Genomic DNA, 24,074 nt, shown 5'->3' on the forward strand with positions numbered 1-24,074 from the left:
GCTCCAGTCTATGCAGTTGTCCTATGTGGACTCGGTTAGATAGATTGAAGAATTGAATACCTTACTAAATAGCTGCTCCGAAGTGTAGATCACCTGCGAAGGTGAACTCAGTGTTGAATGAGCGATCAGATAAGTCTCCAAACCGCACTTTACAGAAGCACTTGGTGGTTTTGAAACCGCCCCCTACAGGTAGATTTCGAGAGGCCTTCTCTCATCAGAAATACAGATCCAAAAGGTATTAACCTTTTGTTCGTGGCACACGCCAGCACAACACTTTGATTTTATCGCGCTGTTTTTGGTGAACAGGAATAATGCGCCACTTACTAACGGTAAATCGGTGTCACTTTCGATAATCGCGGCAAGGCCGTTGATGGACTTTCTAAAATCGACACTTTCACGATACAGATAAATCTCTAGTGAGCTCAGCATGCCTTTCATGATAGCGCACCGATGAGTTCAGCCAGGTTACTTACTGGCGTGCATTGGGGATTGCGCAGTTCGATATCATTGACGAAGAGTGTCATGTTGGCGGTTGCCACTTGGGCCTGATACTGAGTTATCTTTTCAACGACTTCTGCTCTAACAAAACCTTGAGATGCGCCAGTGTTGTTGAGTTGCTGGCGCTTGGCAGAGAACGTTGAGGGATTGAGTTGATTGAGCTTACAAAATGTGAGTGTTGATAATGAACTCGATTCAGATTGCTTGATTAGCGTTTGCCATTATTGGTTGGTGCATCGTTTGCCATTTTAAATCTCCTTATGGTTGGAGACTTGATCTTATTCTGCGTGTTAGGTGATTAGAATGCGCGGTTTATGAGGCGCTTACGCTCGATTTGCAAGTTCGTCGAGGAAAGCAGATATTCAGAGTAATAAGGCTCTGTTTTGCCGGAGAAATACGATTTTGCATCTGGCTTATCAACCTCCCGCGGGAAACCTACTAAGCGGATGATGTTATGGCAATCTATCGTTGTCGCTGGCAGGTGAAGTTGCGATTCAAAGAGTTGAAATCCCATACAAACTTGCAGAAATTTATGGCGGCACAGAAAGCGATTGTAGATGGTTTGGTATGGTCAAGCCTGCTCGCTCTGATCATTCGGCGAAGCGTCTTTCTTCAAATCATGCCATCAGTCTAGCTATTCAAGGCCGCCAAAAATGTGGAAATTTGGCTGTTGCCGATCTTGAAAGCATCAGCCAGCACGCATGGTCAGAAATAGCGGAGAGGATAGATTGGGCGACCCGTTATATAACGAAGAACGCCCAAAAAGCCCAACAGTCAAAAGACAAACAAAACATCACGTTAGATGGGATACTGCATGGGCTTAATTCTTAAGGTCCAGTCTATGAATGAATGCCCTGAATGCGAAATTTAAAGTTGCCTCATTCAGGAGGCAACCGTAAAAGGAAAATACTAATCCCGAGGAGGGAAGCCTGCTTCAATTAGAGCATAGGAGACCTTTTCAACTGATAATGAAGTTTTTACCGTCACCTTACGAGTCGGAGGATCAGTTAAAACTGTAGCCTCTGGGTCTATATCCTTAATTGCTTTAGTTACCGTCCGGGCGCAGCCCCCACATGTCATATTTTCTAAATGAAATTGCATTTATATACCTCCAGTTTGGTTTGAGTACTTCTGATTGTAGGGCTTTCCACTGTTGTAAGGTCAAGGTCTAAACTCATTTCACTCTGATATCTTTTCACTAAAGATTGACTATACTTTCTGCGTTTTTTCTTAATGACAGATTTCTTACTATAACGTAAAACACCGGCGTAAGTAGTAATCCAAAGAAGGTTACACCAAGCATACCGGCAAACACTGCAATACCCATGGCGTGACGCATTTCTGCTCCAGCACCACTAGCTAGTACAAGAGATATCACACCAGCAATAAATACAAGAGAAGTCATCAAAATAGGACGCAAACGTAAGTACGCTGCCTCGAGTACGGCCCCAAGCGGTGATCGTCACTAATTCTCCTGAGTCCTTGCAAAATCAACGATTAAAATGGCATTTTTTGCGGCCAGCCCGACTAAAACAACGAAGCCAATTTGAGTATAGATGTTATTATCACCGTTTAGATCCATATACCGCCAATTGCAGAAAGGAGTGCCATTGGTGCAATAAGCAGCACAGCAAATGGAAGCGACCAACTGTTGTACTGAGCGGCAAGAATCAAGAATGCAAAGAATACCGCCAATGGGAAAATATACAGTGCGGAATTGCCCGCTAATTTTTCCTGATAGGTCAGATCAGTCCATTCGTACGCCATACCTTCAGGTAGATTTTCCTTAACTATTTTCTCAATAGCATCTGTAGCCTGACCAAAAGAATATCCTGATGCAGTACCTCCCGTAATATCAGCGGATGGATAGCCGTTGTATCTCATAACGCGATCAGGATCTGAAGTTAGTTTGATATTGATCAATACTTATAAAGGGATCATATCACCAGCAGAATTCCTGACTTTCAATAATCCAATATCGTCTGCCTGCATACGGAATGGGGCATCAGCTTGAGTTATTACACGGTAGGTACGGCCAAATCCATTAAAATCATTGACGTAAAGCGATCCCAAATTTACCTGTAATACATCAAAAATGTCGGTCAAAGCTACCCCCTGAGATAGTCCGGATCTGCTCCAGACTGATACCTAATACTTTGCAACTTAGTATAAGCTGCAACCGCTCAACTTGCTCCTGCCTTTATTGCCTTTAGTTGTTGCTATAACGATCAGGAGCAGGTAAAAGACCCTGAGCCTCGTAGAACCCAGGGAGTCCTCGTTAGCTTTGCAAGCTCGCCGGTTTTCATACTCATCTACACACGCATGGAGGCGACTGCCACCATGCGTCATTTCTTGGTACGAATATCCAATACCAGTGCCAGTAGGGAAAAACTAACTATCGACTCGCTTGCGCCACACCACTTGGTGTGCTCTCTGTCCACCCGCCTCCCAGAGCCTTGTAGAGCGCGATAAGGTTGCTCAACCGAGCCAGACGCGTACGCACCAACGTCTGCTGCGCGCTGTACAGCGTACGCTGCGCGTCAAGCAAGGTGAGGTTATCGTCCACACCTTCCCTGAAACGTTGCTCGGCCAGGTCATACATGCCCTGACTAGCAGCAACCAGGAATTGCTCTGAACGAATCTGCTCATCAAGTGTTCGCTTGCCGGCAAGGCCATCAGCCACTTCACTAAAAGCAACTTGAATGGACTTCTCGTAGTTGGCGATCTCGATGCGCTTTTTTACGTGCGCCACATCCAGATTGGCGCGCAACGCGCCACCCCGGAAAATAGGCACCGTAATCTGCGGCAAGAAGCTCCAGGCGCGCGAACCCGATTCGAAGAGCCCATCAAGCGATGCGCTTGCCGTCCCCGCCGAACCCGTCAAGCTGATGGTGGGGAAGAAAGCGGCTCGCGCTGCTCCGATACTGGCGTTGGCACCCAGAAGTACCTGCTCGGCCGCGCGCACATCCGGTCGGCGCACGAGCAACTCAGAAGGTAGGCCACTGGGCAGTTCGGTCGGCACGATGCCATCCGGCAGCACTATGGCTTTGTCAAGTTGCTGCGACAGCTCAAGCGTCAGCGGCTGGCCGAGCAGTAGCACTAGCGCGTTTCGGTCTTTGGCCGTTTGACGTGTGTAGTCCGCGAAGTTGGCCTCGGCTGTACGCAGTACAATTTCCGAGCGGCGCACGTCAAGTTGCGTGGCATTGCCAGCCTCGAACAGTTGGGCAGTAAGTTCATGCGAACGCTTTTGCGTGCCGAGCGTCTCGCCTGTTAACTGCAGTAACTCCTGGTCAGCCCGCAACGTGAGATAGGCGTTAGCAACCTCAGAGATCAAACTCATCTGCGTCGCTATGCGAGTCTCGTCCATAGCCAAGTAGGAAGCCAGCGCTTGGTTGCTGAGGCTGCGGATACGGCCCCAGACGTCCAGTTCCCAGGCAGCGGTCACCCCAGCAACCTCGTAACGACGCACGACGTCGGCAGCGCCGGTGTTGCTGAGATCGGCTGGCAGTCGTTCTGCGGCCCCTCTGCCGGATACCCCCAAGTTCGGGAGCACCTCAGCGCGCTGAATGCGGTACAGTGCCTGCGCCGCCTCAACGTTGAGCGCAGCTTTGCGCATGTCGCGGTTGCTCTCCAGCGCGATACCGATCAATTGTTGCAACAGCGGGTCGCGGAAGAAATCTCGCCAGCCGATATCGGCCGCGTCCGTGACTGGGGCCTCTGGCGTCGCTTTCGCCGGTTCTGCATAGGCCGCGCCCGAAGGATATACTATATCAATCGGCGCTGGCGGCCGATCGTACTTGGGTGCCATGGAACAACCGGCTAACGCTATCGCGAAAGCTACCGGTGCCAAGCTCTTGGCAGGTTGTGTGAGTGCGAAAGGTTTCTTCATCTCAAAATTCCTCCTGGCCGTTATGCTTGTCGCTCATGCCGACACGGGCATGGCGCGCTTCGCGGCGCAGCGCCAGCTTGCGCACCACGACGTAGAACACCGGCGTCAGCACCAGGCCGAATACCGTCACGCCCAGCATGCCGGCGAACACCGCGATGCCCATGGCGTGGCGCATCTCGGCGCCCGCACCGCTGGCCAGCACCAGCGGCACCACGCCAGCGATGAAGGCGAACGACGTCATCAGGATCGGGCGCAGCCGCAAGCGCGCGGCTTCGAGCACGGCTGCCAGCGGATCGGCCCCTTCGCTTTCCTTCGCGCGGGCGAACTCCACGATCAGGATCGCGTTCTTGGCGGCCAGGCCGATCAGCACCACGAAACCGATCTGCGTGAAGATGTTGTTGTCCCCCCCAGAGAGCCAGACGCCGGCGATCGCCGAGAGCAGCGCCATGGGTGCAATCAGCAGCACAGCGAACGGCAGCGACCAACTGTTGTACTGGGCCGCCAGGAACAGGAAGGCGAGCAGCACCGCCAGCGCGAAGATATAGATAGCAGTATTGCCAACTCGCTTTTCCTGGAAAGTCAGGTCCGTCCATTCGTAGGTCATACCGTCAGGCAGCGATTCGCTCACGATCTTCTCAATCGCGGCGGTGGCCTGGCCGGATGAGTAGCCCGGCGCTGGCCCGCCGCTGATGTCCGCCGAGGGGAAGCCGTTGTAATGCATCACCCGGTCGGGGCCGGAACTGCGCTCGATGGTCGCGAACGCGCTCAGCGGGATCATGTCGCCCGCTGCATTGCGCACCTTGAGCATGCCTATGTCCTCAGCCTGCATGCGGAACTGCGCATCGGCTTGGGCCATTACCCGGTAGGTGCGACCGAAGCGGTTGAAGTCGTTGACGTAGAGCGAGCCAAGGTTGACCTGCAGGGTGTCGAACACCTCGGTCAACGACACGCCCTGCGACTTGGCCTTCACCCGGTCGATGTCCACCTGCAACTGCGGCGCATTGGTCTGGAAGCTGGCGAGCATGTTCGCCAGCTCGGGCGCCTGCATGGCCTTGCCCATGATCTGGCCCTGTGCTTGTGCAAGCGCCTCGGGACCCAGGCCCGCCCGGTCCTCGATCTGCAGCTTAAAGCCGCCCATAGAACCCAGGCCCGGCACCGGCGGCGGCGGGAAGATGCCGACGAAGCCGTCCGGGATCTGGCTGAACTTGCCCATGAGCTTGCCCTGGATGGCGAAGGCCGACAGCGACGGGTCCTTGCGCTCATCGAAGGGCTTGAGCATGGCGAACATCAGCGCGGTGTTCGGCTGGTTCACCGGTCCATTGACCGACAGGCCCGGGAAGGCCACCACGCTCTCGACGCCCGGCTCAGCCAGTGCGATCTTGGTCATCTCCTTGACGACCGCCTCGGTGCGATCCAGCGAGGCGCCGGTCGGAAGCTGGGCGATGCCCACGAGGTAGTACTTGTCCTGGGCGGGCACGAAGCCCGCAGGCACCTTGTGGAAGCCCAGCCAGGTCAGGCCCAGGAAGCCGACGTAGAGCAGCAGCACGATGGCGCTGCCGCGCACCGCGCGGCGCACGCCCCCGACGTAGGAATTCGAGGCGCGGTCGAAGAAGCGGTTGAAGCGGCGGAAGAAGCCGCCGAACACGCCGTCGATGATGCGCGTGACGCGATCGGGCTTGGCCGCGCCGTGGTGCGGCTTGAGCAGGATGGCGGCCAGCGCTGGCGACAGCGTAAGCGAGTTGATCGCCGACAGGATGGTCGAGAACGCGATGGTTAGCGCGAACTGGCGATAGAACTCGCCCTGCAGCCCCGACAGGAACGCCGAGGGGATGAAGACCGCTGCCAGCACCGAGGTGATGGCCAGGATCGGGCCAGTCACTTCATCCATCGCCTTGCGCGCCGCGTCCTTGGGTGATTCGCCCAGCGCTATGTGGCGCTCCACGTTCTCCACCACCACGATGGCGTCATCCACCACGATGCCGATGGACAGCACCAGTCCGAACAGCGACAGTGTGTTCAGCGAGAAACCGAACATGTGCATCACCGCGAACGTGCCGACCAGCGAGACCGGCACGGCGATCAGCGGGATGATCGACGCGCGCCAGGATTGCAGGAACAGCACCACCACGATCACCACCAGGAAGATGGCCTCCAGCAGCGTGACGGCGACGGACTGGAGCGAGGCGCGCACGAAGACCGTGGGGTCGTAGGCGATCCTATACTCAATGCCGTCGGGGAACTTAGCTTGAAGTCGGTCCATTGCCGCGCGCACCGCGCTAGACACATCCAGCGCGTTCGCGCCCGGGCTCTGGATGATCTGTATCCCCACCGCCGGCTCGCCATTGAGCAGGCTGCGCAAAGAGTAGGAATCGGCCCCCATCGAGATGCGGGCGACATCCCGCAGGCGAGTTACCTGGCCGTCGGCGCCCGTCTTCACGACGATCTCGCCGAATTGCTCCTCGCTCGACAGTCGGCCCAGAGTGTTGACCGTGACCTGGAACGCCGCCGAGGCATCCGGCTGCTGACCAACCGAACCAGCGGCAACCTGTATGTTCTGCTCGCGGATGGCGGCAACCACGTCGCTCGCGATCAGCCCACGAGCAGCGACCTTGGCGGGTTCGAGCCAGACCCGCATCGAATACTCCCCGGCGCCCCAGACTAGGACATCGCCGACGCCTGGCGTACGAGCCAGCTCATCCTTCACATGAAGTGTGGCGTAGTTGGAGACGTACAGCGGATCATATCGACCTCCAGGCGAAAGCAAATGCACCACCATGAGAACGTCCGGCGACGTTTTCTCGGTGACAACACCGATGCGCTGAACTTCAGGCGGTAGGCGCGGCAACGCCCGCGAGACCCGGTTTTGCACCTGGATCTGCGCAATGTCGGCGTTGATATGCTGCTCGAAGGAGACGGTGAGCACCATTTTCCCGTCGGTGGACATCTGAGACTGCATGTACATCATGCCTTCTACGCCGTTGATCGCCTGCTCCAGCGGTGATGCCACGGTATCGGCGATCACTTGCGGATTGGCGCCGGGATAGCTCGCCGTGACCTGTACCGTTGGGGGGGTAACCTGAGGGTACTCGCTCAGTGGCAACTGGAAGTAGCTGATCGCGCCCGCGATCAGCATCAGCACCGAAAGGACGATTGCGAAGATAGGGCGGTTGATGAAGAAACGGGGGAAATTCATTTGCGAGCCTCCGCTGAGCCAGCTGCGCTGTCAGCCTTGACCTGATCGGCCCCAGCCGCCCCAGCGGCCTTGGCAGACTCCGCAGGGACTGCCGGGGCACTAGCCGCAGTCTTAGTCGCGTCGGGAGCGCCGGCGGCCGGTGCTGCCGGCCCCTGCATGGGCACCATGCGCGGCGTGACAGTCATACCAGGTCGTACGAGGCCTTTGATTATGATTTTTTCGCCACCCTGCAGGCCACCGTTTATAACGCGCAGACCGTCGACTACGGGACCCAGCTCAATCGGACGATACTGAGCTTGGTTGTTTTCACCCACGACCAGAACATAGTTTCGGCCTTGATCGGTGCCAACCGCTTGGTCGTCGATGAGGACGGCCTGCCGAGAGCTTGCGGTGGAGAGCTTGGCCCTCGCAAACAGCCCAGGCGTCAGCCGTCCATCAGGGTTGGGGACGACCGCGCGAGCGCGGATCGTGCCGGTACTTCTATCAATCGCATTGCCGACGAAGTCGAGCACGCCCTTGTACGGAAAGTTTCTGTCAGTGCTCAAGCCTACTTGAACGGGCAACGAAGCATGAGTCCCTGAACCAGGTCTCGAGCGGCTCACCACATTGACGTAGGTTGCCTCATCGATGTCGAAATAGACGTGCACAGGATCGATGGACACGATCGTGGTAAGTAGCGTGGCTGCTCCTGCACCGCCGCCGCTGACCAGGTTGCCCTCGGTCACGAGCACGCGGTCAACGCGCCCGGCGATGGGCGCCGTGACGCGGGCGTAGGACAGATCCAGCCGCGCCGCAGCGACGGCGGCCTTGGCCGCTTGCACCTGGGCCTGGCGCGCACTGCGCGCGGAGACGGCATCGTCGTAGGTCTTGCGCGCGACAGCGCCGGTCGCCACCAGGCGCTCGGCGCGGTCGAAGTCGGCCTGGGCCTGACTGGCCAGCACCTCGGCCTGTTGCAGTTGCGCCGCAGCCGTGTCGAGCGTGACCTGGAACGGTCGGGGGTCGATCTGGAACAGCAGTTGTCCCTTGCGCACCAGGCTGCCCTCGGGGACGCTCACAGCATCGACGGCGCCGCCGACCCGCGAGCGCAGCTCGACGGTCTTGGGCGCGGCCAGGAAGCCGGTGTACTCGGCCGATGGCGCGACCGTGCGGGTGATGACCTCGGCCACGGGCACCTGCGGCGCCATCGGCGCCATCGGCGCGCCAGCTGGTGGTGCTGCTGGTTTACTTTCATCCTTGCCATCTCGGGCAGCCACCGCTATCCCCCCGACGGCCGCGATGACGCTAGCTACCAAAATGATCCTGATTTTTTTATGCATGGAAGTTACCTTTTTTATTACGGGGCTTCGGTCCATCCGAAGCGGTTCGCATATGTTTCTAAAGGCTAGCCCTTACAACCACGTCAAGGTCAAGCCTTTTTCGATGACCATGACGAGCATGGGACTGGACTACAAGCTCTGGAACCTTCCGGCCTCCCGGTGAACGCATGAGATGCAGTTACGGCCGAAAGGGACGCATCTGAGCCCATTATCCACGTCCGATCATCCCATCTATTTAAACTCGTTGTTCTAAAGGCATTCGTTTATCGCCTAACATCGATGTTTTCGGAGATCGATTTACAGATGAAGATATGGAAGGGCTTGGCGCCGCAACAACGGCAGTTCAAGCCCTCTGCAATACCTCAATGGGCATCCTGTACGGACACAGAGCTTTGATGACCTCCGTTCTGGCCATCGGCTGGCTCTTGGGCACCCTTAAAGCGGAGTAGGCGCAGCGCATTGAGCGTGACCAAAGCGGTGGCACCGGTGTCGGCCAGCACAGCAACCCAAAGGCCAGTGATACCCAGCACACTGGTGACTAGGAACAGGCCCTTGAGGCCAATGGCGAACACTACGTTCTGGTGGATGTTGGCCATCGTCGCGCGGGACAGCGCCACCAGGTGCGCAACGTCCGTGACGCGGCTCTTGAGCAGAGCAGCGTCTGCGGTCTCTAGGGCCACGTCGGTGCCGCCGCCCATGGCGATCCCTACATCGGCGGTCGCCAAGGCCGGCGCGTCGTTGATGCCGTCGCCGACCATCGCCACCTTCGCGTCGCGCTTCAAGTCGTTGACCAGGCGCAACTTGTCTTGCGGAAGCAACTCACTCTCCCACTCGATATCCAGCTTGCCGGCGATGGCCTGCGCAGTTCTCCGATTGTCACCGGTGAGCATGACCGAGCGCACACCCATCGCCTTGAGCTGGGCCACGCCTTCGCGGGCGTCACGGCGAGGTTCGTCACGCAAGGCCAACAGGCCCATGACATTCTTGCTTGCTTCGTCGAACAGAACCACCACCGTCTTGCCACCATCTTCCAGCTTGGCGATTTCCTGCTGGTGCGCGAGGGTCAGCGTGGCCATCTGCCCTGCATGGACGGGCGATCCCACGGCTAGCTTGCTGCCGTTCACGGTAGCGCGAACTGCCTTGCCCGGGATAGCGAATGCTTCGGTGGCTTGTGGAACCTCCACATCGAGGCTCTTGGCGTGGGCAACGATTGCCTTCGCCAACGGGTGATTCGATCCAGACTCGACGGCGGCGGCGAGCGCCAGTACCTGTTGCTGCTTGGATTGCCCGAAAGGCACGACTTCAGTGATGCGCGGCTTGCCCTCTGTCAGCGTGCCAGTCTTATCGAAGGCGACTGTGCGAACGCGACCAATGGTTTCCAAGGCGTTGCCACCTTTAATCAGCAAACCTCGGCGAGTAGCAACAGCCAGTCCCGAGGCAATGGCCGCCGGCGTTGACAAAACCAAGGCGCACGGGCACGCGATTAGCAGCAAAGCAAGACCACGGTACAGCCAAGTGCCCCAATCACCACCCATGGTAAGCGGGGGAACCACGACGATCAGCGCCGCGATGGCCATCACGGCCGGGGTGTAGTAACGGCTGAACTTTTCGATGAAGCGTGCCGTCGGCGCCTTGGAGGATTGAGCTTGCTCGACGAGCTGGATGATGCGCGAGATGGTGTTGTCCGATGCAGCCTTCTCAACCAGAACTTCAAGCACACCGTCGACGTTGATCGAGCCGGCAAATACGTCATCGCCACCGGCCTTTTGACGCGGCACGGACTCCCCTGTGATCGGAGATTCATCGAGACTGCTTTCGCCGCGGAAGATCTTGCCGTCAGCGGGCACTCGATCACCCGGGCGCACCAAAACCCGGTCGTTCACGCTCAGGGAGGCAGCGGGCACTTCGCGCTGCCCACCATTGGCGTCGAGCAAGACAGCAGTTTTAGGCACCAGAGAAGCCAGCGCTTTAATGCCGGCGCGGGCGCGGCCAGCGGCCACACTTTCAAGCAGCTCGCCGACCGCGAACAGGAACACCACAGCAGCGGCCTCCTCGGCCTCGCCAATCACGAGCGCGCCCAGCGAGGCGACAACCATCAGTGTTTCGATGGAGAACGGGGAGCCAGATATGGCCAGCGCGAAGGCTTTGCGCGCGAACGGGAGTACGCCAGCGATCACGGCAGCGGCGAAGATCCATTCGGCATAGCCGGGGATAAATTGAGCAACTGCATAGGCCGAGCCCATGAGAGCTGCTAGGCCCTGCACATGCTTACCCTTCTTCGTCTGCCACCAGCGTTGAGTGATAGCTGAGGGCACGCGGGCAGGCGCGGCAGGCGAGGATCCATCAAGGCGGCGCACGTCGGAGACGCCGAAACCCAGGCTTTAGATGGTCTTCTCGATGTCGCCAATATGTGTAGGACTTCCAGACGCGAGCGTCAGCTCAAGCGTTTCTGCCGTGAAGTTGATGCGGGCATCTGATACGCCCGCCATGCGAGCAAGAGCCGTTTCAATCTTGCCAACGCAGCTCGCGCAGTCCATGCCTTCCACGTGCATCGAAACGTTGGGTGGGTTACCAGGGGGCTCGCGGCGAGCGTGTGAGGTGTGATCATGTCCACTGCAGGAGCCGTGTTCATGCCCGCCGTTTGTCTTTTGCGTGTGGCCGTGCCCATGATCACCGCCGCAAGCGTGACCATCCTTGTGATCTTCGCTGTGGTCATGTGCATGGACCGATTGGCGCGATACGGCCGCAATCGAGAGCGACGACACTGGCAGTTCTTCCACACCGAACCCCAAAGTTTTGATTTTCTTAGCTACATCGCGAGCAGTGAAGCGGCTTTTCAGATTGCGAGTCAACGTCAGCGTTTCACTAGAAAAATTGACTTGCACGTCCGTCAGCCCATCCATTCGGGAAAGGGCCTTCTCGATTTTGCCGACGCAGCTCGCGCAATCCATGCCCTCCACACGGAAGCTCAGCTGCTCCCTAGCCTTGTCCTGGTACTCCGTTATTTCCCTTGTCATATCTACCTCCAAGTTCTCTGAACACTTTGCAAGTTAGGTTCGCCGCACGCCGCACATACTGCTTAAATATAACAAACACATGAACATACATCCATGTGTTAATCATTAAAAAAGAAGGCTGTTGTCCTTCTGTTTACGATCGTCTGTGGTTGTGGCGTGCGGCGTGCGGCGCACGTGCTTACAGTTTCGACACATTTTCAAAATGCAGATTGAATTTTAGCACACATATGAAGATATGTTCAATTATTTAATTCATGAAGTTAGCATGGTTAATTTCTACGCTCACGATGGGGGGGAGTGAAAGCTGGCGTCGGCTGATGAGGCCCAGGGGATTGAGTGCGGTCAGATTCATACAACCGTCACCCAAACATCACGCATGGGCGAAGTCGCGCTTACTCAGGACTGGGATGGCGCATTACAGTTGCTGACGGGCTGGCACCTCTCTTGCGCAATCGCGAAAATGCCCAGCAAAAAGTAGGCATCTTTGCGTTCGACGCAATTCGCAATCATTCCTCAGAGAAGTGACAGACCATGTCCTGAAACACTTGACTGATGTGCTCATCCGCGATGCCGTAGAAGATATGTTTCGCCTGACGTTATCCACGCACAAGTCGAGCTCCACGCAGGAGCCGCAGATGATGACTGACCAAGAATTGGGATAGATCGAGCGTTTCTGCGATGTCGCCCACCGCGACTGATCCGCGCATGCACTGTAGCAGGATCTTCAGGCGCGATTGATCTCCTAACAGGAGAAAAGTCTCAGCGAGAACAGCGACGTCACTATGAGAGAGCGCCAAGAGCTCTGGGGCCGAACGCTGAGCATTGGTGGCGCAATTCTGAGCATTGTCGCCATTGGCGTGTTTTCGAGAAGTCATGGATTTCTTGTCCCTGAGCTGCCAGCACTACGCTGGCTGCAGCATCAGTGTTGATGACCCGGGACGGAATGGTCGTGCTTATGACCCTTTTCATGGCTGTGGCTAGTGTCATGCTCATGTGGGGTGTGCCCTTGCGGCCCACCTGTCGGCTGCAAGCTGCAAAGGTTCTTTTCACCAGGAGAGTTCCATTCGATCCCGACCGTCACGTGCTCGATGCCAAATTGCTCTCGAAGCACCACCTCTACGCACTTGACCACGGTGCGCGCTTCCTCAGCCACACTAGGGCGAACGTGCAGCGTGGCCATCGTGCGACCAGAGGTAAGCTGCCATACATGCACATGACTGACGGCCGCCAAGCCAGGCACCGCGCCCATCAGGCCTTGTTCCACCTGCTCCGGAGAAGCGTCCTCGGGCGCACCTTCGAGCAAAATGTGGATCGATTTCGCCAGGAGCTTCCAGGCGCTGCGCAGGATCAGGGCTGCCACCAGCACCGACAGGATGGGGTCAATTGGCGTCCAACCAATGAGATAGATGACCACTGCAGCGACGATGGCACCGACCGAGCCCAGCAGGTCGCCCATCACGTGCAGGATGGCCCCCTTCACGTTGACGTGATCGGTCTCTCCGCGGGTCATGATCCACAACACCAGAACGTTTACCAACAATCCAAGCACGGCGACGATCATCATCGGGCCGGCAAGGATGGCGGGCGGAGCTTGCAGTCGCTCCCATGCTTCATAGGCGATCCATGCCACGATCACAAAGAGCGTCACAGCGTTCAGGAAGCCGGCGATGACCTCGAACCGAAGGTAGCCAAAGGTGCGCTTGCTGTCAGCTGGTCGGCGCCCGAACCGGAATGCCGCGTATGCCAGAGCCAGCGCTGCTGCATCGGTCAGCATGTGGCCCGCATCGGCCAGAAGGGCCAGCGAGCCCGACAGCACGCCGCCGACAGCCTCCACGATCATGAAGCCGAAGATCAGGAAGAAGGACAGCAAGACCTTGCGTTCGTTAGCGCCGGTCACTTTTGGAGTGTGGTCATGGTCGTGACCATGTTCATCGTGCGATTGGGACATCAGGGCCTCGCGCAGAAATTAGGTGGTTGACTGTACGTAAAATATAATACATGAACATATGTTTATGCAATGTATTTTTAGCAAACCATACTAAGGACTGCGAAAGATGAGTGGCGGCGATGCGGCTATTTAGTACGCCTATCCTCTTGGCCACACCCTGTGCAGGTCGTCCACAATCAGGTCGTGATGATGTTGGCCCAGATCCAAGTGCTGACGCAGATAGAGGATGACCCGCCGGAAGGTTCGGATGGTCGTGAGCCAGATCGGACGGGGCGCTGGCTGGCCAAAACCGCAGCGCGAGCACCACGCAGGAAAGCGCCTGAAAACATCTAGGAGATTTCAATCATGGACACGAACTTCGACGTCATCGTCATCGTCATCGTCATTGGCGCCGGGCCTGGTGGCGACATCGCAGCGATTCGCGCCGAGCAGTTAGGCATGAATGTCGCCTGCGTCGATGCCTGGAAAACCAAGGAAGGCAAGCCTACCCAAGACGGTACATGCAACAACATCGGGTGCATCCCGTCAAAGGCGCTGCTGCAGTCGTCCAAAAACTTAGACCAAGCCAAGCACCACTTCGGCGCGCTCGGCATCATGTCCACGGGCGAGCTACGCATGGACGTGGCTGTGATGCTGGAGCGCAAGAATCAGGTCGTGAAGTCGAGCAACGAAGGCAAACTCTATCTGTTCCGAAAAAACAAGGTGCAGTTCTTAAACGGTCTGGCGTTTATGACTCGGGCCGCCGTCGGCCTTGAACTGGATGGGCGCGGAGCCGTCGTGGTGAACGGCGAATGGCGCACCAGCGTGCCCAGTATCTGGGCCATCGCCGATGTGGTGCGCGGCCTGATGCTAGCGCACATGGCAGAGGAAGAAGGTGTCGCTGTGGTCGAGCGCAGAAGGTGTCGCTGTGGTCGAGCGCATTGCAGGCCATCGCGGTCATGTCGATTTCAACACGATCCCCAACGTCATCTACACCAGCCCGGAAATCGCCTGGGTAGGTCGCACCGAGCAGCAGCTCAAATACGCGGGCGCAGCATATCGTAGCTGTACATTTCCGTTCATGGCTAACGGTCGCGCGCGTGCATTGAGCGAGACAGCGGGTCTCGTCAAGGTGATCGCAAATCCTACGACAGACGAAATCCTCGGCGTACATGTAGTCGGCCCGCAGATCAGCGAACTTGTGGCTGAGGCGGTCATCGCGATGGCATTCAATAAGGCCTCACTTGCGGTCGATAAGCGCGCTGAACTTCTGATTGATCAGAATTGGACCCGCATTCATCTCATTGAGTGTAGCCGCGGGCGGTCATACGGCCCCAGCTTGTAATAGATCGCAATCCGCATCGCAACGAGCGCTTCGCCCGCGGCTAATCGTCGTTGTGCTCTTCGACGATGTGAGTGGACATGTCCAGCAGCACTTGGTTCACATGCTTGTCGTCCACCTCATAGAAAATTTGCTTGGCCTGGCGCACCCCCTTCACAAGGCGGGCTCCACGCAGCAGCCGCAGGTGGTGACTGACCAGCGACTGCGAAAGCTCGAGGGATTCCGCGATGTCCCCAACCGAGGAGGAACCCTTCATGCAGCACAGCATTATTCTCAACCGAGACGGGTCGCCCAGTAGGCGGAAGGTCTCGGCCAGGATCGTAACGTCATTCTGTGACAAAGAAGCCAGATCGTCGCTTGCACCGCGGGGCGCGTTAACTTGTTTGCGTAAAGTCATTTCTCAAAAATTCCAACTCTCGAACAGCTACTCATGCCGTTCAGAATTAACGAGGCTGCGATAATTTGATCGCACTCGCCGACAAAGATCAGGAGACAGCCTGCGAGCCAAGGCGCGCCGCGTCTATGCGCAGCGAAATCGTCCAAACCAGCAGCGCTCAAAATAGGGCTTAACCTTACAACATAGTAACCCTCAAGTACCCTGTATGTCTAATTTCAATTTTGAGAAGACACCTTGAGCATGCCATTAACAAGTGCTGGTCGTGCCACCGTAGCAGCGATCAGCCTGCCCATCGAGGGCATGACCTGCACGAGCTGCATCGTCCGAATCGAGTGCGCCCTGACCAAGGTGCCTGTCTCTTGATCACATCTCATTGATCAAGAGACTTGGCTAACAGGTAACCTTCAAGGATGGTTTGTGGTAAAACTATCCTTCCCATAACCGCTCCCTGCCGACTCGTCCCGTCCTTTTTGAATCAAACCAACCCACTAATTTTCCGAGACTTATACAAACCCAATAAACACTTGGAGTTCGCTTCGGTACTTTTTTCTTTTCGACTTTTGACCACAGCAGCTTCCAATCACTCACAAACTTACTTGTTAGCACTGATTAAATAAAGTTGACTTTAATCATATGAATTTTAATAAATTAAAAATCAGGCCGCATGCGACCTCATCCTGACGACAAAGGTCTAGCTTTCGAGCTAAACTGCGTATTCCCACCCATGGCGATCACCTAATAACATTGAAGGGAGTCGAAAGTTTAAGGGCAGCTTTCTATGTCCTGCAGATGGGAAGTATCCGCGAGGTAGAGAGCCTTCAGTATTGGGCAGTCGGGTTTTTCATTTCCCGCGCAGCAAGCAGAGAGTGTGGTAAGAATTGATGCCATACGTTGAAATTCTTCAATTTTTAAGGTTAAATCATTAATATGAGATTCAACTATACTTTTAACATCTGCACTCTGACGCGAATGATTTCCCCAAAGAGAAAGTAACTCTCCTGCCTGTGACAGAGAAAAACCGAGATCTCGACATCGACGTATAAAATGTAACTTATAAACATCGGCATCTTTGTAGATCCGATAACCAGCCTCTGTTCTGGAGACTGATGGTATTAGCCCAACCTCCTCATAGTAACGAATCATTTTCGCCGAAACTCCCGATAAGCGGGCTGCATCACCAATGTTCATCTTCACCTCCCAAATGATTTTTACTAATACTGTAGTTAGCTTTAAGTAACATAGTTTCGGGTAACATTTATTGAAGGAAATTTCCTAATCCATTGAACCAAGTAACCATTAACCTGTTCCCAAAAATCTCACCAGCCCCCACCTAACTTCAGGTTAAACCTTCCCCTAACCGGAAGGTCAAGAGAAGTCGATAGATTTTTTGTATGATATTAAAATCTTGATCGTTTAGATTTCCCACATGGTTTAATAATAAATAATTCTTAAAGTTCAAAAATAAATGCCGACTTAATTCATCTGACTCCACTGATCATCTAGTGTTCAAAAAATTATCTACCCATTGAACCATTGCTTTAACCAAATCATCATCATATGCGATGTGCTGACCATGGCGCTGTTCTGGCGAGGGCAGCCTCAAGGTGTCATCGTTCATACTGATAGTTGGACCATTGCAGTTTTGAGAGTCAAATTCATTCATTAGAGATCCGATTGCATTTCGAGCTCTATCGAGTGATTTTGCTTCAATGAGTTCAGCAATAGTAAAGAGCACCATAATCATCGCAGCTTCTGGCCACTGTCTAGAATTAAGGCCCATAACTGCCATATACATCCCCTTATTTCTTTTTAATCAGTTTTTCCTCTACAGGACAATCCATTTGCATAATGCGGATTTCAGTTCGCCCCCCCCAGATTATTTAATCTTTGTAGGCGCAGCCGCGCAACAGTCTCCACTAAGGCCATGATCATCTTGATCATGCGATTTCTGGTCATGGTCATGGCCACAACCTTTGTAAGTAGGCTTATCATGATTTAGGTCTTTTTCAACATGCGAATGGTTGCAATCATTATGAACATACAAATGACCATTCGCCTTGTTCAATTCGCCTGATTTCTGAATCTTGCCTCCCACAACCAAGCTTAATTTTTAAATACAACTAGCAGCTTCCTTCCTACTAGAGTTTTACTTTTTTGCGGGACCACTTGCCCAATATGTTTACTATACTGACTACTGAAGACCCTAATCTAACTACAGAGTCAAGTTCAAACGAGGGATATATGAAAATTGGTGAGTTGGCGCGTAAAGCAGGCTGTCCGGTAGAAACGATTCGTTACTACTAGAAAGAAGGTCCACTGCAGGCACCTTTACGAGACATAGGAAATAATTATCGTCACTACGACAAAACCCGTCTTGAAAAACTACTATTCATCCGCCGCTGCCGTTCTCTCGATATGACCCATGAGGAAATTCGCGCTTTGCTGTTAGCAATCAATAATCAGGGTAAAGAATGTGGCCCGATAGATGCAATCATCAACGCCCACCTAATTCACATTCAGCATCGAATCAAAGAATTAGTAGCGTTAGAAGAGCAACGTAAGGAGCTGAATGCTTTTTGTAGCGCTGACCGCAGCATAGATAAATGTTGCATAGTCCAAAAATTGACAGCTGATGAAAGTGATAGCGATCTTTCCTTAACCGCACCAACCAACCATTTAGGGGGGCATTAGTGATGCCACGCGCTTGTTTAAAATGAAAAAAATGTGATGGTGTTAAAACTGCGTAGTCTTACACCATTATGGGCCAATTTAAAGTACTACATTTTGCCGCTCAGCTTATCTCCAGAGCGGCGCTGTACCGCTCCTCCTCGGTTTACGGTGCGGGCTTTGCCCGAAGCATTGGTTAATGTCCTAAGAATAGGACATTCTGACCGCTCATCCCCAGCACAACTCCGGATTAAAACTCGTAGTTTCTCAGTCATTTGACGTATACTTTCCATACGTCGTTCTAAGTCAGCAATGTTCTCCTGAGCCAGGCGTTTAACATCAATGCTCTGGCGAGATTTGTCATTCCATAACGTAAGCAAGCCTTCTATATCTTCCAGAGAGAACCCGAGATCTCGGGCACTACGAATAAAAACCAATCTATGAACATCATTGAGAGCATACTTACGATAACCTGACTCCGTACGCTCGGAGGCAGGGATTAATCCAATTTGCTCGTAATAACGAATCATCTTGGTGGATATTCCTGATTTACGCGATGCTTCTCCGATATTCATAAGCCCACCTTGTTAATGCTCAGCGTTAATGCTCAGCGTCCTCAACCAAAGGAGGCTGGAACCGACGCAGACGCAATGAGTTTCCCAGAACGAACACGCTTGATAGCGCCATCGCCCCTGCTGCAAAAATTGGAGAGAGCAGTATTCCATAAGCTGGGTATAGCAGTCCTGCAGCCACTGGAATCAATGCTGCATTGTAAGCAAATGCCCAAAAGAGATTTTGTCTGATGTTACCGATTGTTGCCTTAGACAATCCAATAGCATTAGGAACTCCCTGCAAGTTTCCTGACATTAAGACAACATCAGCTGACTCCACGGCTATATCTGTTCCTGTACCAATTGCAAGTCCAATATCTGCAACTGCAAGTGCCGGGGCATCGTTTATCCCATCGCCGACAAAAGCAACTTTACCGTAATTTTCTTGCAGTCGACGCACCGCTTCAACTTTGCCTTCAGGTAACACTTCCGCAACCACTTCATCAATATCTAATTGTTTAGCAATAGCCTGAGCTGTATTCGCATTGTCACCGGTAATCATGGCGACCTTGAGACCAAGCTGATGTAATGCCTTTATAGCTACTGGAGTACTTGATTTAATAGGGTCAGCTACAGCAATAATTGCAGCCAACCGACCATCTATAGCAACATAGAGAGGTGATTTCCCCTCATTCCCGAGGCGTTCAGAAATCCGGGAAAAATACGTTACCTCCAATGCTAACTCACGCATAAATCGATCAGCGCCTACTTCTACAAGGCTCCCTTCAACAGTCGCTCGTACTCCCATACCAGTGATTGAATCAAACTCAGTAAGCTCTGGCAGTAAAATGCCGTCTCCTTCTGCCGACTCAACAATAGCGCGAGCAATAGGGTGCTCAGAACGTGATTCAACTGCGGCAACTTTTGCTAATACCTCATTACGTTCAAAACCCTGAGCTAGTTCCAGATCTGTCATGACTGGACGACCTTCAGTCAGAGTTCCGGTTTTGTCTACAGCAACAACTTTGGCATCTTTGAGTAACTGTAGGGCTTCTCCCTTGCGGAATAAAATTCCCATTTCTGCACCACGACCTGTACCAACCATGATAGATGTCGGTGTCGCGAGTCCCATTGCACATGGACATGCAATGATTAGCACTGCCACAGCATTAACCAATGCGAAAGACAGGGCTGGTGATGGACCAAATACTAACCAAATCAGGAATGTAAAAAGTGCTGCCAACATCACAGCTGGAACAAACCACAATGTCACTCTGTCCACAACAGCTTGTATAGGTAACTTTGACCCCTGGGCCTGTTCTACCATCCGTATGATTTGTGACAGCATTGTCTGACCACCAACCGCAGTAGCACGCAACCTCAGTGCTCCTTTCTGGTTCACAGTCCCTCCGACAACTCCACTGCCAACGATTTTTTCCACTGGTATAGGCTCACCAGTTATCATCGATTCATCTATAAAACTGGTACCTTCACTTACCTCTCCATCGACCGGAATCCTTTCTCCCGGGCGAACTTCGATAATGTCTCCAAGCACAACGTCTTTGACAGGAATATCATTCATTACGCCATTACGGAGCACGTGCGCCTCCTTAGCCTGCAAGCCTACTAAGCGTTTGATAGCCTCAGACGTTCTCCCCTTAGCTCTCGCCTCCATAAATCGTCCCAAAAGAATGAGAGCGACAATCACTGCAGCAGCTTCGTAGTACACATTAACGGTACCCTCAGGCAAAAGGTATGGTACAAACGTAGCAACCACAGAATAACCAAAAGCAGCAATAGTCCCGACAGAGACCAGTGAATTCATGTCAGGAGCAAGCCGCGTAAGAGCAGGAATGCCTTTCATGTAGAATCGACGACCTGGAACCACTAAGACTAACAATGTCAATACAAACTGGACGTACCAGCTTTCCTGGATCCCAATGGTATTCATCACCCAGTGTTGCATTCTTGGAATCATGTGAGATCCCATTTCGAGAACAAATACCGGCAGAGCCAGTGCTGTTGCAATAACTAAATCTTTCTTTAATAAAGCCTTCTCTGCGTCCTTTCTTACTTCAGACTCATTACTGACCTGATTTTGGGTATCGATGACACGGGCTTCATAGCCAACTTTTTGAATAGCAGATATGAGATCGTCTATGCCAGCCACTCCGCGAATAGTTGCCCTCTCAGTTGCAAGGTTAACCGTTGCCGCCTTTACACCATCAACCGCTAAGAGTGCCTTTTCAACACGGCCAACACACGAAGCACATGTCATACCTTGCACTGAAAGTTCAACGGATGTTACAGGAACTTCATATCCTACCTTTTCAATTGCTTCGATTAACTTCAGTCGATCAACAGGAGCTTTAAGATGAATATCCGCCAGCTCAGTCGCAAGATTGACACTTGCGTTTACGACGCCTTCAACTTTGTTTAAAGCTGCTTCAACTCGTCCTACACAACTTGCACAGGTCATACCCTCAATAGGTAAGCTAACCCGGGCTTCAGCATTGCTGGAGAGCTGGTTTTTATGAATGCTCATGATGTATTTCTCATTGTTGGTTCAGATATTAAACAGTCTAGGGCTTACCATGATGGGAAGGTCAAGCGTATTATTTTTAACCTCATGAACACAACAAATGAAGCGCCATCATTCCTGATATTCATCCAGCTGTTTGGTAGTGTGTAACTCTAACTCAAAAGAAACGAGCGCCTAAATCTCAAAATATCAGGCTAGTAGCCTGTTTGAATGTGCTCCCTCAAGAAAAGCCCCGCTAACTGCCTTTTGCAGTGGCGGCGCTAGCATTCTTTTCGGTATTCATGGCCGCTGCTTGTAATCAAGCTAAGTGAATGGGAAACCTATTAACTGAAACGCCGTCATGGTAATCGGGGACGGGGTGGGATGACGCCCAAGCCGTCAGAAATCTGGCCGCTTGGGCGTTTTTTATTGTTATAAGGTGCCCAGTAAAACGGCGCTGATTGCTGGAATTGTTGTGCCAATGACTTCTTGAGTGCTAGCAACAACAGGTAAAGTTGCAGACATGACACTTTCAACGACTGTTGGTGTGTTGTAGAGACCCATACCGCCACCAATGCCCAAGGCAAAGGCCATCAAGCTTTGGCGAGCGATACCGCCCACAATACCCACCAGAACCATGGCTCCCGCTACGATCCGTCCCAAAGTACCTTGGGTCCAATCTTTTAGGGTATCCCACACATCGGTGAAAGCATCACCACCGGTGCCTGCAAATGAGGGCTCCGAAATCATTAACGCCATTAAACCAAGCGCACCAATGGTCATTAGGCGCTGAGTCTGAATGCTGCGAACTGCATTTGTCATTCGTTAGTTTCTCCGTAGATACTCAAGTTATCGCGCTTACCATCAGCTCCCGCTGAGGCTGAATCGCTTTGAGTCTGAAGTGGACGTAGCACTGGCGAAACCGTTCGAGGTGCTGACACCCCAATATCCCACCGGCGCGGTTCAATTTCGGTAAACACGTAGCTGGATAAATTCAGATCTCCACGGTCATCCTCCCAAGGCGCAATCCAAATCCGCATTACCCTTGAAGGAATGCGAATAGGTGCAGATTGCTGCGTCTCGGGTAATGCTGGATGGCTCAGCAGTCCTGTCTCTAAATCAGATTGTGAATACCCAGAGGGAGAACCAATTCGAGTCGCCACAGCATCAATCGTCTTGGGTGCAGCGCCATAACTGGTAAGCTCATAGACTTCACGAGCAGATAAACAGCGCACACCGTCAGGCATACCTGGGCATCCATATTCACTACTCCCAAGACCCAATGAACTACAGCCAGACAATAAGGTTGAGCCGACTGCCAATAAAAGTAATCCAGCTTTAGACCACTGTTTTGACTGGTGCTTTGGGTTGTTCTGCATTGATGTCGTCATGGTTAACTCTCCTCTGGATACACATCTTATTGTCTGAAACGGACTTCGATCGGTTAGCAACATGCAGGATTTTTTCATCTTCTTGCACCACCCCCTTGAGAAGTGGCCAACGACAACGAGGCACCACGAGTGACTATGACTTCAATTTTCCTTGCAGCGTCTACCTCTATGACTGGGAACATATTTTCAGCCATGTCCAAATAGAACTTGGCCACTCTATCCAATGCTTTACCTGTGCCTTTAATCGCAGCGCCTTGTAATGCTTCTTGGCTCATGACTTGCTGGTACAGCTGAGTATCACCGGCATTACCCGTCTGAATCGTCGGAACAGGATTTACATCAAATGCGCCAGCCAAGCCCTGAAGGAATCCGGCCATCATCGACTTGGCCACCAGCTGGCCTTGTTTCGACACCAATCGGCCACGAATGCCGGCTTTGCCGTCTTCACCTACAGCATAAGAATCCAGTCGTGTTTCAATGACGCCACCGTCTTCTCTCACACATGAAATGGTCTCGCCTCGCAAATAAGCACGCTCAGAGCTCAAATCACCGTAACCTGCGGCGATCAAGAAACACTCTTTGATATCCGCTCTAAATCGGTTGGGTAAAATGGCTTCCTTTTGAATCCTCAGCAATGCAGGAAAAGGTTCGCGTCTTGCGGACTCGTGAGTAGGTGCATCCAAACCTGTGATCAAAGTACCTGAGATGATGCTGCCCGCCGGTAAATACAAAGGCGGCGCTTCTTGCACAACAACCTCTGGTTCAGCAACCACTTCAGGCTCAATCATACGAATCGTGATTGGCGGCAATGGAACATCCCGTGCTCGTGAACCTTGGCCACTGGCTGGCTGCCGATAGAGCGGATCTGGCAGCGGCGCATTGGCAAAATAGTCGTCTGGGTTAGACGGCAGTGGCTTTTCGTCTTTAGGCAATTCCATGGCAGATAAAGGCACTTCAAAACGGCTATTTGTGCCTTCAACTGCTGCATCACCTCCAGCGCGAACATCATTAAGTTCCGCTCGAAGGCGAACCAACTCCGCATTGACCTCACTTGGTATAGAAGGCGAACCTGGGCTTAGCCGTCCTGAATCGACGTCACGACGCAAGCGCTCAACTTCACGACGTAACTGTTCATTGCGCTCACTGAGTAGTTTTACGTTCGCAGCCAAACTATCGACCCCAACATCACGAGTATTGGTATCCGTAAGAATGTGCCGGATCGTTTCCTGCCGGTTCCGACTGTTCGCGCCATCGTCAGGATTAGGTGAAAACACCATCACCATAAGGATGAGACCACCAGCAATACCTGCAACCGATAGGCCCCGCTTCATGTTCGGGCTCAATTGCTCCCATTGTGCTTTCATC

The 24,074-nt window shown here is 53.3% G+C and carries 19 protein-coding genes and 7 pseudogenes; 5 read left to right on the plus strand and 21 right to left on the minus strand.

Going from position 1 to position 24,074, the window contains the following annotated elements; all coding sequences use genetic code 11:
* Nucleotides 1-183: 183 nt before the first annotated feature.
* Nucleotides 184-438, minus strand: a complete 255-nt coding sequence (gene tnpB / locus CEQ32_RS10095) for an IS66 family insertion sequence element accessory protein TnpB (protein WP_011788498.1) — start codon at nt 436-438, stop codon at nt 184-186.
* Nucleotides 435-707, minus strand: a complete 273-nt coding sequence (locus CEQ32_RS23310; RefSeq protein WP_071979591.1) for a hypothetical protein — start codon at nt 705-707, stop codon at nt 435-437. The genes tnpB and CEQ32_RS23310 overlap by 4 nt, the downstream gene beginning before the upstream one ends.
* A 119-nt stretch (nt 708-826) precedes the next feature.
* On the opposite strand from CEQ32_RS23310, the pseudogene CEQ32_RS10105 reads away from it, so the two are divergent.
* Nucleotides 827-1,329, plus strand: a pseudogene (locus CEQ32_RS10105) (IS4 family transposase); the annotation flags it as partial.
* Between the two features lie 78 nt (nt 1,330-1,407).
* Here CEQ32_RS10105 and CEQ32_RS10110 read toward each other — a convergent pair.
* The 10 genes and pseudogenes from CEQ32_RS10110 to CEQ32_RS10165 form a co-directional block, all read right to left on the minus strand.
* Nucleotides 1,408-1,599, minus strand: coding sequence for a heavy-metal-associated domain-containing protein (locus CEQ32_RS10110; RefSeq protein ID WP_015066565.1), 192 nt, complete (start codon nt 1,597-1,599; stop codon nt 1,408-1,410).
* A 97-nt stretch (nt 1,600-1,696) separates the two neighbouring features.
* Nucleotides 1,697-2,080: pseudogene (locus CEQ32_RS23315) on the minus strand (efflux RND transporter permease subunit).
* A pseudogene (locus CEQ32_RS23320) lies at nt 2,071-2,604 on the minus strand (efflux RND transporter permease subunit). The pseudogenes CEQ32_RS23315 and CEQ32_RS23320 overlap by 10 nt, the downstream one beginning before the upstream one ends.
* A complete protein-coding gene (locus tag CEQ32_RS23325; RefSeq protein WP_122040756.1) occupies nt 2,588-2,677 on the minus strand; it encodes a hypothetical protein in 90 nt (29 codons plus the stop codon). Before CEQ32_RS23325 ends, CEQ32_RS23320 begins: the two are co-directional and overlap by 17 nt.
* A 216-nt stretch (nt 2,678-2,893) precedes the next feature.
* On the minus strand, nt 2,894-4,387 hold the full coding sequence (locus tag CEQ32_RS10140) for an efflux transporter outer membrane subunit (RefSeq protein ID WP_011788495.1): 1,494 nt from the start codon (nt 4,385-4,387) through the stop codon (nt 2,894-2,896).
* Between the two features lies 1 nt (nt 4,388).
* The gene (locus CEQ32_RS10145; protein ID WP_122040757.1) at nt 4,389-7,580 is read right to left on the minus strand and encodes an efflux RND transporter permease subunit; all 3,192 of its coding nucleotides are present in this window, start codon (nt 7,578-7,580) and stop codon (nt 4,389-4,391) included.
* On the minus strand, nt 7,577-8,896 hold the full coding sequence (locus tag CEQ32_RS10150) for an efflux RND transporter periplasmic adaptor subunit (protein ID WP_088585955.1): 1,320 nt from the start codon (nt 8,894-8,896) through the stop codon (nt 7,577-7,579). The genes CEQ32_RS10145 and CEQ32_RS10150 overlap by 4 nt, the downstream gene beginning before the upstream one ends.
* A gap of 362 nt (nt 8,897-9,258) precedes the next feature.
* Nucleotides 9,259-11,913, minus strand: a pseudogene (locus CEQ32_RS10155) (heavy metal translocating P-type ATPase).
* 506 nt (nt 11,914-12,419) lie between these two features.
* Nucleotides 12,420-12,788 (minus strand): annotated as a pseudogene (locus CEQ32_RS10160) (ArsR/SmtB family transcription factor).
* A gap of 44 nt (nt 12,789-12,832) precedes the next feature.
* The gene (locus CEQ32_RS10165; protein WP_011788490.1) at nt 12,833-13,861 is read right to left on the minus strand and encodes a cation diffusion facilitator family transporter; all 1,029 of its coding nucleotides are present in this window, start codon (nt 13,859-13,861) and stop codon (nt 12,833-12,835) included.
* A 345-nt stretch (nt 13,862-14,206) separates the two neighbouring features.
* Between CEQ32_RS10165 and CEQ32_RS10175 the strand changes: the two genes are divergently transcribed.
* Both CEQ32_RS10175 and CEQ32_RS23095 read left to right on the plus strand, forming a co-directional pair.
* Entirely contained in the window at nt 14,207-14,905 is a 699-nt protein-coding gene (locus CEQ32_RS10175) for an FAD-dependent oxidoreductase (protein ID WP_015066563.1), read from the plus strand.
* A complete protein-coding gene (locus tag CEQ32_RS23095; RefSeq protein WP_231401330.1) occupies nt 14,847-15,185 on the plus strand; it encodes a hypothetical protein in 339 nt (112 codons plus the stop codon). Before CEQ32_RS10175 ends, CEQ32_RS23095 begins: the two co-directional genes overlap by 59 nt.
* Nucleotides 15,186-15,225: 40 nt before the next feature.
* Here the strand turns inward: CEQ32_RS23095 and CEQ32_RS10180 are convergent, their stop codons facing one another.
* The 4 genes and pseudogenes from CEQ32_RS10180 to CEQ32_RS10195 all read right to left on the minus strand — a co-directional run bounded on the left by CEQ32_RS10180 (nt 15,226) and on the right by CEQ32_RS10195 (nt 17,368).
* Complete coding sequence (locus CEQ32_RS10180) at nt 15,226-15,579, minus strand: ArsR/SmtB family transcription factor (RefSeq protein WP_011788489.1); 354 nt, start codon at nt 15,577-15,579, stop codon at nt 15,226-15,228.
* A gap of 370 nt (nt 15,580-15,949) precedes the next feature.
* Nucleotides 15,950-16,158: pseudogene (locus tag CEQ32_RS10185) on the minus strand (IS4 family transposase); the annotation flags it as partial.
* Between the two features lie 183 nt (nt 16,159-16,341).
* Complete coding sequence (gene cueR, locus CEQ32_RS10190; RefSeq protein ID WP_011788488.1) at nt 16,342-16,767, minus strand: Cu(I)-responsive transcriptional regulator; 426 nt, start codon at nt 16,765-16,767, stop codon at nt 16,342-16,344.
* Nucleotides 16,768-17,074: 307 nt separating this feature from the next.
* Nucleotides 17,075-17,368, minus strand: a complete 294-nt coding sequence (locus tag CEQ32_RS10195; protein WP_055647240.1) for a hypothetical protein — start codon at nt 17,366-17,368, stop codon at nt 17,075-17,077.
* A gap of 518 nt (nt 17,369-17,886) precedes the next feature.
* Here CEQ32_RS10195 and CEQ32_RS23330 point away from each other — a divergent pair.
* A pseudogene (locus CEQ32_RS23330) lies at nt 17,887-17,967 on the plus strand (hypothetical protein); the annotation flags it as partial.
* Between the two features lie 27 nt (nt 17,968-17,994).
* Nucleotides 17,995-18,270: a MerR family DNA-binding protein gene (locus CEQ32_RS10205; RefSeq protein ID WP_015066559.1), complete on the plus strand. Its 276-nt coding sequence runs from the start codon at nt 17,995-17,997 to the stop codon at nt 18,268-18,270.
* Between the two features lie 86 nt (nt 18,271-18,356).
* Here the strand turns inward: CEQ32_RS10205 and cueR (CEQ32_RS10210) are convergent, their stop codons facing one another.
* From cueR (CEQ32_RS10210) to CEQ32_RS10230, 5 genes are all read right to left on the minus strand, one after another.
* Nucleotides 18,357-18,821, minus strand: a complete 465-nt coding sequence (cueR, locus tag CEQ32_RS10210; RefSeq protein ID WP_011788480.1) for a Cu(I)-responsive transcriptional regulator — start codon at nt 18,819-18,821, stop codon at nt 18,357-18,359.
* Between the two features lie 25 nt (nt 18,822-18,846).
* The gene (locus tag CEQ32_RS10215) at nt 18,847-21,342 is read right to left on the minus strand and encodes a heavy metal translocating P-type ATPase (protein ID WP_011788479.1); all 2,496 of its coding nucleotides are present in this window, start codon (nt 21,340-21,342) and stop codon (nt 18,847-18,849) included.
* 408 nt (nt 21,343-21,750) lie between these two features.
* On the minus strand, nt 21,751-22,140 hold the full coding sequence (gene traA / locus CEQ32_RS10220) for a TraA family conjugative transfer protein (RefSeq protein WP_011788478.1): 390 nt from the start codon (nt 22,138-22,140) through the stop codon (nt 21,751-21,753).
* The gene (locus CEQ32_RS10225; RefSeq protein ID WP_015066557.1) at nt 22,137-22,709 is read right to left on the minus strand and encodes a TraV family lipoprotein; all 573 of its coding nucleotides are present in this window, start codon (nt 22,707-22,709) and stop codon (nt 22,137-22,139) included. The genes traA and CEQ32_RS10225 overlap by 4 nt, the downstream gene beginning before the upstream one ends.
* Before the next feature lie 74 nt (nt 22,710-22,783).
* Entirely contained in the window at nt 22,784-24,073 is a 1,290-nt protein-coding gene (locus CEQ32_RS10230; protein WP_011788476.1) for a TraB/VirB10 family protein, read from the minus strand.
* Between the last annotated feature and the right edge of the window lies 1 nt (nt 24,074).

Source organism: Shewanella sp. FDAARGOS_354, from assembly GCF_002209245.2.
Taxonomy (GTDB): domain Bacteria; phylum Pseudomonadota; class Gammaproteobacteria; order Enterobacterales; family Shewanellaceae; genus Shewanella; species Shewanella xiamenensis.

Coding starts and splice junctions, on each gene's coding strand:
- CEQ32_RS10180 (WP_011788489.1), bottom strand. CDS start 15,579: ATGACTTTACGCAAACAAGTTAACGCGCCCCGCGGTGCAAGCGACGAT.
- tnpB (WP_011788498.1), bottom strand. CDS start 438: ATGAAAGGCATGCTGAGCTCACTAGAGATTTATCTGTATCGTGAAAGT.
- cueR (WP_011788488.1), bottom strand. CDS start 16,767: ATGAACATTGGTGATGCAGCCCGCTTATCGGGAGTTTCGGCGAAAATG.
- CEQ32_RS10150 (WP_088585955.1), bottom strand. CDS start 8,896: ATGCATAAAAAAATCAGGATCATTTTGGTAGCTAGCGTCATCGCGGCC.
- CEQ32_RS10110 (WP_015066565.1), bottom strand. CDS start 1,599: ATGCAATTTCATTTAGAAAATATGACATGTGGGGGCTGCGCCCGGACG.
- CEQ32_RS10205 (WP_015066559.1), top strand. CDS start 17,995: ATGACCCATGAGGAAATTCGCGCTTTGCTGTTAGCAATCAATAATCAG.
- CEQ32_RS10215 (WP_011788479.1), bottom strand. CDS start 21,342: ATGAGCATTCATAAAAACCAGCTCTCCAGCAATGCTGAAGCCCGGGTT.
- CEQ32_RS10140 (WP_011788495.1), bottom strand. CDS start 4,387: ATGAAGAAACCTTTCGCACTCACACAACCTGCCAAGAGCTTGGCACCG.
- CEQ32_RS10225 (WP_015066557.1), bottom strand. CDS start 22,709: ATGACGACATCAATGCAGAACAACCCAAAGCACCAGTCAAAACAGTGG.
- CEQ32_RS10145 (WP_122040757.1), bottom strand. CDS start 7,580: ATGAATTTCCCCCGTTTCTTCATCAACCGCCCTATCTTCGCAATCGTC.
- CEQ32_RS10195 (WP_055647240.1), bottom strand. CDS start 17,368: ATGGCAGTTATGGGCCTTAATTCTAGACAGTGGCCAGAAGCTGCGATG.
- CEQ32_RS10230 (WP_011788476.1), bottom strand. CDS start 24,073: ATGAAAGCACAATGGGAGCAATTGAGCCCGAACATGAAGCGGGGCCTA.
- traA (WP_011788478.1), bottom strand. CDS start 22,140: ATGACAAATGCAGTTCGCAGCATTCAGACTCAGCGCCTAATGACCATT.
- cueR (WP_011788480.1), bottom strand. CDS start 18,821: ATGAATATCGGAGAAGCATCGCGTAAATCAGGAATATCCACCAAGATG.
- CEQ32_RS10165 (WP_011788490.1), bottom strand. CDS start 13,861: ATGTCCCAATCGCACGATGAACATGGTCACGACCATGACCACACTCCA.
- CEQ32_RS10175 (WP_015066563.1), top strand. CDS start 14,207: ATGGACACGAACTTCGACGTCATCGTCATCGTCATCGTCATTGGCGCC.